The sequence below is a fragment of the Zoogloea sp. LCSB751 genome, assembly GCF_002028455.1.
Lineage (GTDB): Bacteria > Pseudomonadota > Gammaproteobacteria > Burkholderiales > Rhodocyclaceae > Zoogloea.
This window is the reverse complement of sequence record NZ_MWUM01000014.1, coordinates 91,797-105,414: the sequence shown is the minus strand read 5'-3', so window position 1 is coordinate 105,414 and position 13,618 is coordinate 91,797. Positions and strand designations below refer to the sequence as shown.

Here is a 13,618-nt window from a genome sequence, read left to right as displayed (position 1 = left end):
GTGTCCGTTTCGTGTTCTGTACGCGTCAGACGCCCGGCTTCCAGACCTGGCCGATGGCCAGTTTCTCGAGCTTGCGCTTCTTGCCGTAGATCAGGTTCACCAGGCCGCGGGAGACCAGGATGGCGCTGAACATGGAGGTCAGGATGCCCAGGCAGTGCACCACCGCGAAGCCGCGCACCGGGCCGGAGCCGAAGACGAGCAGCGCGATACCGGCGATGAGGGTGGTGACGTTGGAGTCGAGAATGGTGTCGAAGGCGCGGTCGTAGCCGGCATGGATGGCCGCCTGCGGGCTGGAGCCGTTGCGCAGTTCCTCGCGGATGCGCTCGTTGATCAGCACGTTGGCGTCGATGGCCATACCCAGGGTGAGGGCGATGGCGGCGATGCCGGGCAGGGTCAGCGTGGCTTGCAGCAGGGACAGCAGGGCCACCAGCAGGAGTAGGTTGGAGGCCAGGGCGATCACCGACACGAAGCCGAACAGCATGTAGTAAAGGCACATGAAGACGGCGATGGCGATGAAGCCCCACAGGGTGGAGTGGAAGCCCTTGCTGATGTTGTCGGCGCCGAGGCTCGGGCCGATGGTGCGTTCCTCGATGATTTCCATCGGGGCGGCCAGGGAGCCGGCACGCAGCAGCAGGGCGGTGTCGGTGGCTTCTTCGGAGGTCATGCGGCCGGAAATCTGCACGCGGCCGCCGCCGATCTCGGCGCGGATGACCGGTGCGGTGACGACTTCGCCCTTGCCCTTTTCGATGAGCAGGATGGCCATGCGCTTGTTGACGTTCTCGCGGGTCACGTCCTTGAAGATGCGTGCGCCAGCGGCGTCCAGCGTGAGGTGCACCGCGGCTTCGTGGGTCTGGCCGTCGAAGCCGGGCTGGGCGTCGGTGAGGCGCTCGCCGGTCAGCACGACCTGCTTCTTGACCAGCAGCGGTCGGCCGCCGCGCTCATTGTAGAGCTCGGTGCCGGCCGGCACGGTGCCGTTGAGCGCGGCTTCGAGGGCGCCGGGGGTGTCGTCCACCATGCGGATCTCGAGGGTCGCGGTGCGGCCGAGGATGTCCTTCGCCTTGGCCACGTCCTGGACGCCGGGCAACTGGACCACGATACGGTCGAGGCCCTGCTGCTGGATGATCGGCTCGGCGACGCCCAGCTCGTTGATCCGGTTGTGCAGGGTGCTGATGTTCTGCTTGATCGCGAATTCCTGGATGGTCTTCTGGGCCAGCGGGGTGAGGTTGGCGGTGAGCTTGAAGTCGGCACCGTCCTGGCCCTCGACCAGTTGCAGGTCGTTGGTGTTGGCGGTGATCACGGCCTTGGCGCGGGATTGGTTCTCGACATCGCGGAAGCGCACGACGACGTTCTGGCCTTCGCGGCTGATGCCGGTGTGGCGGACGTTCTTGTCGCGCAGCAGGGTGCGCAGGTCGCCGGTGGTGGCATCGAGCCGCTTGGTGACCGCACCCTTCATGTCCACCTGCAGCAGGAAGTGCACGCCGCCGCGCAGGTCGAGGCCCAGGTACATGGGCAGTGCGTGGATGCTGGTGAGCCACTGGGGGCTGGCCGACAGGAGGTTGAGGGCGACCACGTAGGACGGATCGGTTGCGTCGGGGTTGAAGGCCTTTTCGACGGCGTCCTTGGCCTTCAGCTGGGTGTCGGTGTCATGGAAGCGGATGCGCACGCTGTTGAGGTCGGCAAACAGGCCGTCGTGCTGGAGCCCGGATGCCGCAAGGCTCTCTTCCACGCGTTTGAGGGTGGCGCCGGTGTCCAGCTTGAGGGTGGCCTTGCCGCTGGACACCTGGACGGCGGGCACCTCGCCGTAGAAATTCGGCAGGGTGTAGATCAGACCCCACAGCAGCACGAGGCCGATGAGGAGGTTTTTCCAGAGGGGGTAGCGGTTCATGGTCAGGCGGAAAGGGTGGATGACAGGCGCAGCGGAACGACGGCGTGGCCGGAGCGGGGCCCCGGCCGTCGGCCGGATCAGATCGACTTCAGGGTGCCCTTCGGCAGCACGGCGCTGATGGCGCCCTTCTGCACGACGATCTGGGTGTTGGCAGCGACCTCGACGGTGACGTAGGCGTCGGCGAGCGCCACGACTTTGCCGACGATGCCGCCCTGGGTCAGGACTTCGTCGTTCTTCTGCAGACCTTCGAGCAGGGCCTTATGTTCCTTGGCGCGCTTCATTTGCGGGCGAATCATCAGGAACCACAGCACTGCGAACATGAAGATCAGCGGCAGAACGCCGGTGATGCTGGACAGGGGGTCTTGTCCGGCGGCCGGTGCGGCTTGGGCAAAGGCGTTGGAAATCAGCACATTAAACTCCGGTGGGCAGATGCAAAGCGTCGGATTATAGCAGCAGCCCGCGGCAGGCTTTCGACCGGCCACGCCCGGCGGAGAGAGGGGGTGGTGGTTGATGGACGAATGAATTCGCCCGTCCCTCGGGCCCGGGGAAGCTGTAAAAAAAAGCGGCGTCTGCCTTTCGACAGACGCCGTCAATCTCCACGAGGGAGAGGAGGGAGAAAAACCCGGTTGGCGCGGCCTCTACGGGGCCGCTTGGCAGCGCTCAGGCTGCCTTGCGCATTTCGTCGCAAAACCGCTGCCAGTTGGCAGACATTGCGGTAAAGACTTGTTCGGCGGCCAGCAGGGGCAGCAGGCCCATGCGGTGCTGGGTGCGCATGAAGGTTTCCATGTGCGGGGTACAGAGGGTGTTCTGTTCTTCCTGCAGCAGCTCGAGAAAGCGTCCTTCGGCGGCGCCCCAGAATTCGGAGGTGCCAACCCAGCCGGTATCGGCGGTGGCTTCGCGCAGCGCCTTGCGCCACAATACTTCTGCTCTTTCGACGGACACGCCGGCCTTGCGGGCATGCCACGGTAGGGTCTTGGGTGATTTCATTTTGCTGTTACTCCTGTATTGGGGGCATCAAACACACGGGGCTACTTCTAACAGCTGCTCATCGGCGGCTTTGTGGTGCGCTGCAATACAAGGTTTGTCAGCGCTTTTCCCTGTTTTTACGTAGCTTTGTTAGCCCTCGATACGGTCTGTTTGCTGCATTGCACAACTCAAGTTTAGGTGCTTGCGACTTTGTCTGCAAGTTGTGACGGTGTTTTTTTCATTTCCGGCCAGGGAATCCGTCACAAAATTCCTTGGCTCCTGGGTCGGTTTCCGGGCGGGCGGTAGAATGGCGGCCTTCGCCGCGTTTAGTACCGTTCCATGTCCCAGCTGCTCGACAATCTCAATCCCGAACAACTCGCTGCCGTCACGCTTTCGCCTCAGCACGCCCTGATCCTGGCCGGTGCCGGTTCGGGCAAGACCCGTGTGCTGATCACCCGCATCGCCTGGCTGCTGCAGAACGGCTATTGCAGTCCCCAGGGCATCCTGGCCGTGACCTTTACCAACAAGGCCGCCAAGGAGATGCTGACCCGCCTGTCGGCGATGTTCCCGGTCAATACCCGCGGGATGTGGATCGGCACCTTCCATGGCCTGTGCAACCGCTTTCTGCGCGCTCATTTCCGCGACGCCGGCCTGCCTCAACTGTTCCAGATCCTCGACTCCGGCGATCAACTGGCGGCGATCAAGCGCTTGCTGAAAGCCCTCAATGTGGACGACGAGAAGTTTCCGCCGAAGGATCTGCAGCACTTCATCAACGGCCAGAAGGAGGCGGGTATCCGCCCCGCGGCGGTTGAGGCCTGGGACGACTACACCCGACGCCGGGTCGAGCTTTACGTGGAGTATGAGGCACAGTGCCAGCGCGAGGGAGTTGTGGATTTCCCCGAGTTGTTGCTGCGCAGCTACGAATTGCTGGAGCGCAACGAGCCGATCCGCCGCCACTATCAGGGGCGTTTCCGGCACATCCTGGTGGATGAGTTCCAGGACACCAATGTGCTGCAGTACCGCTGGCTGAGCCTGCTCGCCGATGGGGGGCGGGAAGGCGGCGCCAGCCTGTTCTGTGTGGGTGACGACGATCAGTCGATCTACCGCTTCCGCGGTGCCGAGGTTGGCAACATGCGCGACTTCGAAAAGGACTTCAAGGTCGGCAGCGTGATCCGTCTGGAGCAGAATTACCGTTCCCACGGCAACATCCTCGATGCGGCCAACGCGCTGATCGCCAACAACAGCAAGCGCCTCGGCAAGCAGCTTTGGACCGATCGCGGCGCCGGCGAACCGATCCGCGTCTACGAGGCTTTCACCGATACCGACGAGGCGCGCTGGGTCGTCGAGGAGATCCAGTCCTTGGTGCGGGATGGCATGAGCCGCGCGGACATCGCCTTGTTGTACCGCTCCAACGCCCAGTCGCGGGTGCTGGAGCATCAGCTGTTCTCCAGCGGGATCCCTTACCGGGTGTATGGCGGGCTACGCTTTTTCGAGCGCCAGGAAGTGAAGCACGCGCTGGCCTATCTGCGCCTGATTGCCAATCCGGACGACGACACGGCCTTCACGCGGGTGGTCAATTTCCCGACCCGCGGCATCGGCGCCCGCTCGCTGGAAGTGCTGGGCGATGCGGCCCGCACGTGGAACACGCCGCTGTACCAGACGGTTCCACACTTGACCGGGAAGCCGGGGGCGGCGCTGGCCCAGTTCGTGGCGCTGATCGAGCGCCTGCGCCAGGAGACGGCGAATCTGCGCCTGCATGAGATGGTCGATCACGTGATCGAGGTGTCCGGCCTGCGCGCCCACTACAAGGCGGAGAAGGAAGGCCAGGAGCGCCTGGAGAACCTGGACGAGCTGATCAACGCGGCGGCCAACTTCAGCGCCGAGCTCGGCGCTGGCGAGGTGCCGGGCGAGCACGGCTCGACGCTGGCCGAGTTCCTCGCCCACGCCTCGCTGGAGGCCGGTGACCATCAGGCCGACGTGGGCATGGAGGCGGTGCAGCTGATGACCGTCCATGCGGCCAAGGGGCTGGAGTTCGACGTGGTCTTCCTGTCCGGTCTGGAGGAGGGGCTGTTCCCGCATGAGAACAGCGCCCTCGAACTGGATGGGCTGGAGGAGGAGCGGCGTTTGATGTACGTGGCGGTGACGCGGGCCCGCCAGCGCCTGTACCTGAGCTTCACCCAGAGCCGTATGTTGCATGGCCAGGTCCGTTACAACCTGCGCTCGCGCTTCCTGGAGGAGATCCCGGACGGGCTGCTCAAGTGGCTGACGCCGCCGAATCCGCGGCGCAGCTTCGTGTCCGAGCCGTCCACGCGTTATTACAATCCCGGCGCCTCGAAGCCGGCGGCACCGAGCATGCCGCCGCCTCCACCCCAGAAGTCCCGTGACCTCGGTGGGCTGTCCATCGGCCAGAGCGTGCGTCACGCACGTTTTGGCGACGGGGTCATCGTTTCCGCCGAAGGGAGTGGCAACGATGCGCGCGTTCAGGTCAAGTTTGCCGAGGCCGGCAGCAAGTGGTTGATGCTGGCAGTGGCAAAGTTGATACCCGTGTAATGGATTTTGATGACAATATTGTTCGGATGTTGTTCGAATGAATTCATTGGAGGCGGCGAATTGGAGTCGGAACTGGATAGCAAGTCCCTGATCGCGGTACGTGTGGAAGCGTCCGCCAGCCCTGTGGCTGCCCTGGCGCTCCGCCAGGAGGGCGATCAGTGGGTCGGGGAATGGAGTGGTGGGAGTCTGCGCGTCCGGCGACCGGCCGCGGTGGCCGAGCGGGATGGCCTGGTCTGCATCGTGCGCGGAGGTCCGCGCAGCGCTTCGGGTGGCGATACCCGTGCGGCGGAGTACTGGCTGGATCTGTTCGCCGGCCGGGGGGCCGCGCTCGTTGATGACATCCGGGGGCGTTTTGCGCTGGCGTTCATCGATACGCGCCGCAATGCGGTTACGCTGTTCAATGACCGCTTCGATACCGAGCCCTGGTGCTATGCCGAGGAAGGCGGTGCGCTGGCGCTGTCGGACCGGGCCAACGGCGTTCCGGTCCGCCACCGTTCGGTGAGCGCCCAGGCGATCTTCAACTACCTCTATTTCCACGTCATCCCCTCGCCGGGCACCGTCTTCAATGAGGTGCGCCGCCTCCTGCCCGCTTCACGGCTGGAATGGAAGGCGGGGGCGCTGAACCTGGCGCGGTACTGGACGCCGCGCTTCGAGGAGCGGTCGACCTTGAGTCTCGAGCAGGCGAAAGGGCGTTTCATGGACATCGTGCAGGCGTCCGTCGAACGGGAATACGTGGGCGACGCCACCGGCGCCTTCCTGTCCGGCGGAACCGACAGCTCGACGGTGTCCGGCATGCTTTGTCGCATCGGCGGCAAACCGGCCAAGACCTATTCCATCGGCTTCGATGCCCAGGGTTACGACGAAATGGAATATGCGCGCATCGCGGCGCGCCACTTCAAGACCGATCACCATGAGTATTACGTCACCCCCGACGATCTGATCGACGGTATTCCCAAGGTGGCGACCGCCTACGACCAGCCTTTCGGCAATTCGTCTGCGGTGCCCGCGTGGGTTTGCGCCAGTCGCGCCAAGGCGGACGGCATCACCAAGCTGCTGGCCGGCGATGGCGGCGATGAGTTGTTCGGTGGCAATTCCCGCTATGCCATGCAGCGCATCTTCGGTTGGTACAGCACCATTCCGTCCCTGCTGCGTGCCGCGGTCGTGGAGCCCATTTCTGCATTGCCGGGCATGAAGCGCATTCCGCTGGTCCGGAAAGGGGTGAGCTACGTCGAGCAGGCGTCCATTCCGATGCCCGATCGCCTGGAGATCTACAACCTGCTGATCCGCCTCGGGATGGACAAGGTGTTTACGCCGGGCTTTCTCGGGGCGATCGACGTGCACGGGCCGGGGCAGCTGCAGCGCGCCACGTGGGCAGAGGTCGAGGACGCCGGCCTGGTGAACCACATGCTCGCCTTCGACTGGAAGTACACGCTGGCCGACAACGATCTGCCCAAGGTCGTCGGCACGACCCGCCTGGCTGGGCTGGATGTGGGCTTTCCGCTGCTGAGCGACGAGTTGCTCGATTTTTCCCTGGGCCTGCCCACCGAGTGGAAGCTCAAGGGGCTCAAGCTGCGCTGGATGTTCAAGGAGGCCCTGCGCGGCTTCCTGCCCGACGAGATCATCACCAAGAAGAAGCACGGCTTCGGCCTGCCCTTCGGGGTTTGGGCGATCAAGCATCCAGGCCTGCGCAAGCTCGCCACCGATGCGCTGGAGTCCTTCGGCACCCGCGGCGTCATGCCGCCGTCGTTCCTGCGGGAGGTGCTCGACAAGCGCCTGCCGGAACATCCGGGCTACTACGGGGAAATGGTGTGGATCGTCATGGTGCTGGAGCACTGGCTGCAGGCCCATGCACCGGAGTGGCGTTTCGAAGGGGCTTGATGACGCAAGGCCCGCGCCGCCAGGGGGTATCCGGGCGGATGGCGGGCGTCGTGGTCAGTGGCTGCGCAGGACGTCACGGACTTCCTGGCTGAGGGGGGTGTCCTGGGCCAGTTCGGTCTGCACCCGGGCGCGGTCCTGGGCGACGTGGGCCTGGATCATGCCGGAATCCAGCTTGACGCCGAAGTTGCCCTCGGTACCCAGGACGCGTGCGAGCACCTTGTCGCCGAGGGCTTTTTTGAAGTGCCCGGCTTCCCAGTAATAGTTCAGCTGGGTCTGGAGGTCGCCCTGCGCGGGAATGGGTTCGAGGGTCTCGGCCGACAGCCCGCTGAAATCCCAGATCTCGACTTGCGCAGGCTGTCTGCCCGCCTGTTCGGCCAGCGTGACGATATTCGTCTTCCAGTCGGCGAGCAGGCCGCCGAGTCCAATGCCCTCGAGCATCAGGCGGATTTCCGCATGGTAGGGGTAGATGACGAGGTGTACGTGGCTGCCGGCCGCGGTGGCTTGGGCGACGAAGGCCCTGAGTTCGACCTCGTCGGCGGAGGGCGTGCCGTCCTCGGGGCGCAGGCGAGCCGGCTTGCCGCGCCAGCGGCGCAGGTTCTCTTCAGCCCGCTGCCGGAACAGTACGTAATGTCCTTGGCTGGCCACCTCATCCAGGTAGTTGTCGAGGGAATTGAAGCCGAGTGGCGTGATGGTGGCCGGGTGGGCGACCCGTTGCGTGCGGAGTGTGGTCAGCGAATCCATCAGGCCGTTCAAGGAAAAGACGGTTTCCGCGAGGAAGGGGCCATCGATCCGTGGCGGCGGGGCGGACTGAATCGTGGGAAGCGGTACGACGCGTGAGCCGCCGAGGAAGTCGGCGAAATCGACCCCCAGGACGATGGTTTCGGGCAGGCAGTTTATAGACGCCAGCCAGTTGAGTTGCCGTAGTGCGAGCTGGAGTCCGGAACCCGGGATGGCATGGTTGAAGGCTGACAGTCCGCGCCCGGTGAAGGCCAGGCTTGCGGGGTCGAAGCCGATCTCGCTGCGTGAGTTGCCGAAGATGCCTGCCTTGGCGCACACCTGCTGCGCGGCCTTGAAGCGCGCCAGCTCCCGGTGGTGGTCGAGGTAGGGCATCTTGACATTGATGCCATGGATGCGCGGTGCACCAAGCACGCCGAGGGGGTCCATCAGCGCGTTGACGCCGCCGGTTGCCGCGAGGATGCCGAATAGCGTTATGAAGACCCAGCGGAGATAGATGGTCCAGGTTGGTGAGGACATCAGAACTGAAAGTAAAGGAATTCGGTAGGGCGGCTGAGCGCCAGGATGCCGAAGGCGAACAGCATGCCGATGGCAATGGCGTAGCGGCGCCGGGGGGCCCAGCACAGGGCCGGCATGGCGTTCGGGCGTTCGCCCGCATGGAGTGCGGGCTCATGGCGGGCCATGATCTGTTGTGCATTCGGAGCGAAGAATGCGAGTGCGGCGCCGACGAGAATCCAGCTCCAGGTGGAAATGAACACGCTGCCGCCGCCCAGGCGGCTGCCGATGCCGAGTTGCTGGAGGAAGGGCTGTATCGGGCCCAGATGCCGATACACCGCCTCGGGCAGCGAGGCGCCGTATAGCCCGGACATGCCGGCCAGGATGCGATGGGCGGTGTCGAGGTCGGGGGCGCGGAAATAGACCCAGGCGACGACGACGCACAGGAAGGTGAGCAGCGTGCTGGTGCCGCGGGCCAGTCCGGCCGGCAGGCGGAATGGAAGCTGGCGGGTTACGCCTTGCCAGGCGTGGTTGATGACCAGATAGCTGCCGTGCAGGGTGCCCCACAGCACGAAGTTCCAGCCGGCTCCGTGCCACAAACCGCCGAGCACCATGGTGGTCATCAGGTTGAGATGGCGGCGCAGGGCGCCCTGGCGGTTGCCTCCGAGCGGGATGTAGAGGTAGTCGCGCAGGAAGCGGGACAGCGTCATGTGCCAGCGGCGCCAGAATTCGGTGATGTTGCGGGACTTGTAGGGTGAGTCGAAATTCAGCGGCAGGCGGATGCCGAACAGGCGCGACAGGCCGATGGCCATGTCGGAGTAGCCGGAGAAGTCGAAATACAGCTGGAAGGTGTAGGCCAGAGCGCCTCCCCAGGCGATGAACAGGCTCGGTGCGTCACCGTGGGGGGCGAAAACCGGGGTGACGTAGTCGGCCAGGCTGTCGGCGATGAGAACCTTCTTGGCGAGGCCAATGGCGAAGACGGTCAGGCCGATGGCGATGTTCTCGGCGTGGGGCCGGTAATTCTTCCGCTCGTCGAACTGGGGCATCATCTCCTTGTGATGGAGGACCGGGCCGGCGATGAGGTGCGGGAAGTAGGTGACGAAGAGGACGTAATAGATGAAGCGATACTCGGTCACTTTGCCGGCGTAGGCGTCGGCCAGGAAGGCGATCTGAGTGAAGGTGAAAAAGGAGATGCCGATCGGGAGCACGATGCCGAGGGTCGGCCAGTCTGTGCCGAGCGCCGCGTTGGCACTCGTCAGGAAGAAGTCGGCGTACTTGTAGTAGGCGAGCAGGGCGAGATTGATTGCGATGGCGGCGGCCAGCATGTGGCGCGCCTCCCGCGTGCCCGGGCGGCGCGCGATGAAGCTGCCGGCCAGGTAGTTCGCGCAGATGGAGGACAGCAGCAGGGCGAGGTAGCGGTAGTCCCACCACGCGTAGAAGAACAGTGACGCGGCGGCCAGCCAGGCGGCACCTGCACCCTTGCCGAAGCGCCCGCAGAGGAAGAAGCCGGCCAGCACGATGGGCAGGTAGGCCAGCAGGAACGTGTAGGAATTGAACAGCATGCGTGTGCCGGGCCGTTGAGGTGGGCTTGCTCAGCCGTTGCGCCTGGCCAGTTCGCCATATAGGGCCACAAACTCCTGGGCCAGCTTGTGTTTCGGGTCCAGGTGGATCATCGGCTTGGCCTGTTCGTGGCTTTCGCGGATCTTGATCGAGCTGGACAGGTAGGTCTTGAAGATCGGCAGGCCTTCGTCGATGAGCGCCTGCACCTGCTTCTGGGGCAGGCTGGCGCGGGGCTGGAACTGGTTGACGACGATGCCTTCCACTTCGAGATTGCGGTTGTGGTCGGCCCTGATCTCCTGCACGTTCTCCAGCAGCGCGTAGAGGGCTCGGCGGGAGAAGTCGTCGCAGTCGAAGGGGATCAAACATAGCTGCGTCGCGATCAGCGCCGAGCGGGTGTAGAAATTGAGCGCCGGGGGCGTGTCGATGAATACCGCGTCGAAATCGTCGGCCAGTTCGTCGAGGGCGTCGCGCAGCTTGAAGATCTTGTAGCGGGATTCGAGCTTGCCCTGCAGCTCTTCCAGCTGCGGGTGGGACGGCAGGATGGACAGCTTGGCGAAGGGCGTCGGGTGGACGAACTCGGCGGTCTTCTTGGGGCTGAACTTGAAGGACAGGGTCTGCTCGAACAGGCCGGCGAGCGTGTCATCCACGTTGTCGGCGGCGTCGCCGAGCAGGTAGTGCGTGGAGTTGCCCTGGGGGTCCAGGTCCACCACCAGCGTGCGCAAACCCTGCTGGGCGCTGATCGCCGCCAGGTTGCAGGTGATGGTGGATTTGCCTACGCCACCCTTCTGATTGAACACCACGCGTCGCATCTTCGTTCCTCTGTTTGTCTGTCCGTGCATTTCAGGCGGGTGCGATTGTGCCACGCAATCGGGGGGAGTCCGTATTTACCGAAGGTGCGTAATCGCGCTTGCTCGGTTAAACTCACAACAAATAACACGTAGTTTTCATCGCCTCCTCCCGGTGGTGGAACTCCGGCCAGGACGTGGCTCAGGCTGCTCCCGGCCGCCATATGGACAGGACAATGCCCTTTTCAGGGCATCCACGAATTTTCAGACTTCCGGCGAATGATGCGTCCCTTTTGCTCCGTTGCCGCTCGATGTCGGTTGCGGAGCCCGGGGCGTTAGAGCCGTTTTGAGAGAAGAGAGAATATGGACAAGGATTTCATCGCCGCCGCCCTCGAGTACCACCGTGCCCCTACCCGCGGCAAGATCGCAGTGGTACCGACCAAGGGACTGACCAACCAGCGTGACTTGGCGCTGGCCTATTCCCCTGGCGTGGCTGCGGCCTGTGATGCGATCGTGGCCGACCCGGCCGATGCGCAAGAGTACACCTCCCGCGGCAACCTGGTGGCCGTCATTACCAACGGCACCGCCGTGCTGGGCCTCGGCAACATCGGCCCGCTGGCCGCCAAGCCGGTGATGGAAGGCAAGGGCTGCCTGTTCAAGAAGTTCGCCAATATCGACGTGTTCGATATCGAGCTGGCCGAGAACGACCCGGACAAACTGATCGACATGATCGCGGCCCTCGAGCCGACCCTGGGCGGTGTGAACCTGGAAGACATCAAGGCGCCCGAGTGCTTCTACATCGAGCAGAAGCTGCGCGAGCGGATGAACATTCCGGTCTTTCACGACGACCAGCACGGCACCGCCATCATCTCCGCGGCGGCCATGCTCAACGGCTTGAAGGTGGTCGGCAAGAAGATCGACGAGGTCAAGGTGGTGGTGTCCGGCGCGGGCGCGGCGGCCATCGCCTGCCTGGAGCTGTGGTGCAGCCTCGGCATCACGCGCGAGAACATCTTCGTGTGCGATTCCAAGGGCGTGATCTACGTCGGTCGCGATGAAAAGATGGAGCCGACCAAGGCCCGTTTCGCGCAGAACACCGAATACCGCACCTTGGCCGACGCGATGGTCGGTGCCGACATCTTCCTGGGCCTGTCCACCGCCGGTGTCCTCAAGCAGGATATGGTCAAGACCATGGCCGACAAGCCGCTGATCTTCGCGCTGGCCAACCCGACGCCGGAGATCCTGCCGGAGCTGGCCAAGGAAGTGCGTCCCGACGCGATCATCGCCACCGGCCGTTCGGATTACCCGAACCAGGTCAACAACGTGCTGTGCTTCCCCTTCATCTTCCGTGGCGCGCTGGATGCCGGCGCCACCAAGATCAATGAAGAAATGAAGCTGGCCTGCGTCAAGGCCATCGCCGAGCTGGCCGAGGCCGAGCAATCCGATGTGGTGGCTCAGGCCTACGGCGGCGCCGACCTCAACTTCGGCCCGAACTACCTGATTCCGAAGCCCTTCGATCCGCGCCTGATCGTCAAGATCGCGCCGGCCGTGGCCCAGGCTGCCATCGATTCCGGTGTGGCAACCCGCCAGATCGACATGGACGCCTACGTCCAGAGCCTCAACGAATTCGTGTATCAGTCCGGCATCATCATGAAGCCGGTGTTCACCACCGCCAAGGCGATCCCGGTCGACAAGAAGCGCGTGCTCTACGCGGAAGGCGAGAGCGAGCGTGTGCTGCGCGCGGTGCGTGCGGTTGTGGATGAGCATCTGGCCCGTCCGATCCTGATCGGCCGTCCGGCGGTCATCGACATGCGCATCGAGAAGTTCGGCCTCAACCTGAAGGCCGGCCGTGACTTCGACGTGGTGAACGTCGAGTCCGATCCGCGCTACCGTGAGCTGTGGCAGGAGTACTACCGTCTGATGGGCCGCGACGGCGTGACCCCGGATTCCGCCCGCGAAGCCCTGCGCAGCGACTCCACGCTGATCGGCTGCATGCTGCTGCGCCGTGGCGATGCCGATGCGCTGGTGTGCGGCACCACCGGTTCCTACGACCATCATTACCGCCACGTCGAGAGCCTGATCGGCCTGAAGCCGGGTGCCAAGCTGTTCGCGGCGATGAACATGCTGCTGCTGCCCAAGCGCATCCTGGCGATTGCCGACACCTACGTGAACGAGCTGCCGAGCGCCGAGGACATTTCCGAGATCTCCCTGATGGCGGCCGAGGAAATGAAGCGTTTCGGCATCGAGCCGAAGGTGGCTCTGCTGTCCCACTCCAACTTCGGCAGCGCCCGCAGCTCCTCGTCCCTCAAGATGCGCGCGGCTCGCGACATCCTGCGCGACAAGGCGCCGGAACTGCAGTGCGACGGCGAGATGCATGGTGACTCCGCGCTGTCCGCCGAGATCCGCGACCGCCTGCATCCGGAGTCGACCCTCACCGGCGAAGCCAACCTGCTGGTGATGCCCAACCTGGACGCCGCCAACATCGCCTTCAACCTGCTGAAGGTGGCCCATGGCGAGGGCGTGTCGGTCGGCCCGATCCTCCTCGGCGCCGCCCGTGCGGTACACATCCTGACCCCGTCGGCCTCCGTGCGCCGCCTGGTCAACATGACGGCCCTGGCCGTCGTGGATGCCCTCGAGCAGCGCGAAGAAAAGTCGGTCTAAGTCCGGTACTTGCCGGGGGGCACGTGCTTGCCCGGCAGGCCCGGATGAAGTTGCCTCGTCCGGCATCGATGCTTGATCGCCCCTGCGGTGCTTGTCTCCGCAGGGG

General features: G+C 64.3%; 9 protein-coding genes. 3 read left to right on the top strand and 6 right to left on the bottom strand.

The annotated features are described in order from the left end of the window. Positions 1-25 precede the first annotated feature (25 nt). The 3 genes from secD to B4920_RS16165 all read right to left on the bottom strand — a co-directional run bounded on the left by secD (position 26) and on the right by B4920_RS16165 (position 2,872). The gene (secD, locus tag B4920_RS16175) at positions 26-1,885 is read right to left on the bottom strand and encodes a protein translocase subunit SecD (protein ID WP_079435662.1); all 1,860 of its coding nucleotides are present in this window, start codon (positions 1,883-1,885) and stop codon (positions 26-28) included. A 77-nt stretch (positions 1,886-1,962) separates the two neighbouring features. Further along, positions 1,963-2,295 (bottom strand): preprotein translocase subunit YajC, encoded by a 333-nt coding sequence (gene yajC / locus B4920_RS16170; RefSeq protein WP_079435661.1) that lies wholly within the window; start codon positions 2,293-2,295, stop codon positions 1,963-1,965. A gap of 250 nt (positions 2,296-2,545) precedes the next feature. Beyond that, complete coding sequence (locus B4920_RS16165) at positions 2,546-2,872, bottom strand: hypothetical protein (RefSeq protein WP_079435660.1); 327 nt, start codon at positions 2,870-2,872, stop codon at positions 2,546-2,548. A gap of 318 nt (positions 2,873-3,190) precedes the next feature. Here B4920_RS16165 and B4920_RS16160 point away from each other — a divergent pair, with 318 nt between their 5' ends. Both B4920_RS16160 and B4920_RS16155 read left to right on the top strand, forming a co-directional pair. Continuing rightward, on the top strand, positions 3,191-5,401 hold the full coding sequence (locus tag B4920_RS16160; protein ID WP_079435659.1) for a UvrD-helicase domain-containing protein: 2,211 nt from the start codon (positions 3,191-3,193) through the stop codon (positions 5,399-5,401). Positions 5,402-5,461: 60 nt separating this feature from the next. Beyond that, positions 5,462-7,279 (top strand): asparagine synthetase B, encoded by a 1,818-nt coding sequence (locus B4920_RS16155; RefSeq protein WP_254050962.1) that lies wholly within the window; start codon positions 5,462-5,464, stop codon positions 7,277-7,279. Positions 7,280-7,333: 54 nt separating this feature from the next. Here the strand turns inward: B4920_RS16155 and B4920_RS16150 are convergent, their stop codons facing one another. The 3 genes from B4920_RS16150 to B4920_RS16140 are packed head-to-tail and all read right to left on the bottom strand — an operon-like array spanning position 7,334 to position 10,878. After that, entirely contained in the window at positions 7,334-8,533 is a 1,200-nt protein-coding gene (locus B4920_RS16150; protein WP_079435657.1) for a hypothetical protein, read from the bottom strand. After that, positions 8,533-10,071, bottom strand: coding sequence for an MBOAT family protein (locus B4920_RS16145; RefSeq protein ID WP_079435656.1), 1,539 nt, complete (start codon positions 10,069-10,071; stop codon positions 8,533-8,535). The genes B4920_RS16150 and B4920_RS16145 overlap by 1 nt, the downstream gene beginning before the upstream one ends. A 30-nt stretch (positions 10,072-10,101) precedes the next feature. Next, positions 10,102-10,878 carry a ParA family protein gene (locus B4920_RS16140; RefSeq protein WP_079435655.1) on the bottom strand — a complete coding sequence of 259 codons (777 nt, stop codon included), beginning with the start codon at positions 10,876-10,878 and terminating at the stop codon, positions 10,102-10,104. A 339-nt stretch (positions 10,879-11,217) separates the two neighbouring features. Between B4920_RS16140 and B4920_RS16135 the strand changes: the two genes are divergently transcribed. Further along, positions 11,218-13,512 carry an NADP-dependent malic enzyme gene (locus B4920_RS16135; RefSeq protein ID WP_079435654.1) on the top strand — a complete coding sequence of 765 codons (2,295 nt, stop codon included), beginning with the start codon at positions 11,218-11,220 and terminating at the stop codon, positions 13,510-13,512. Positions 13,513-13,618 lie beyond the last annotated feature (106 nt).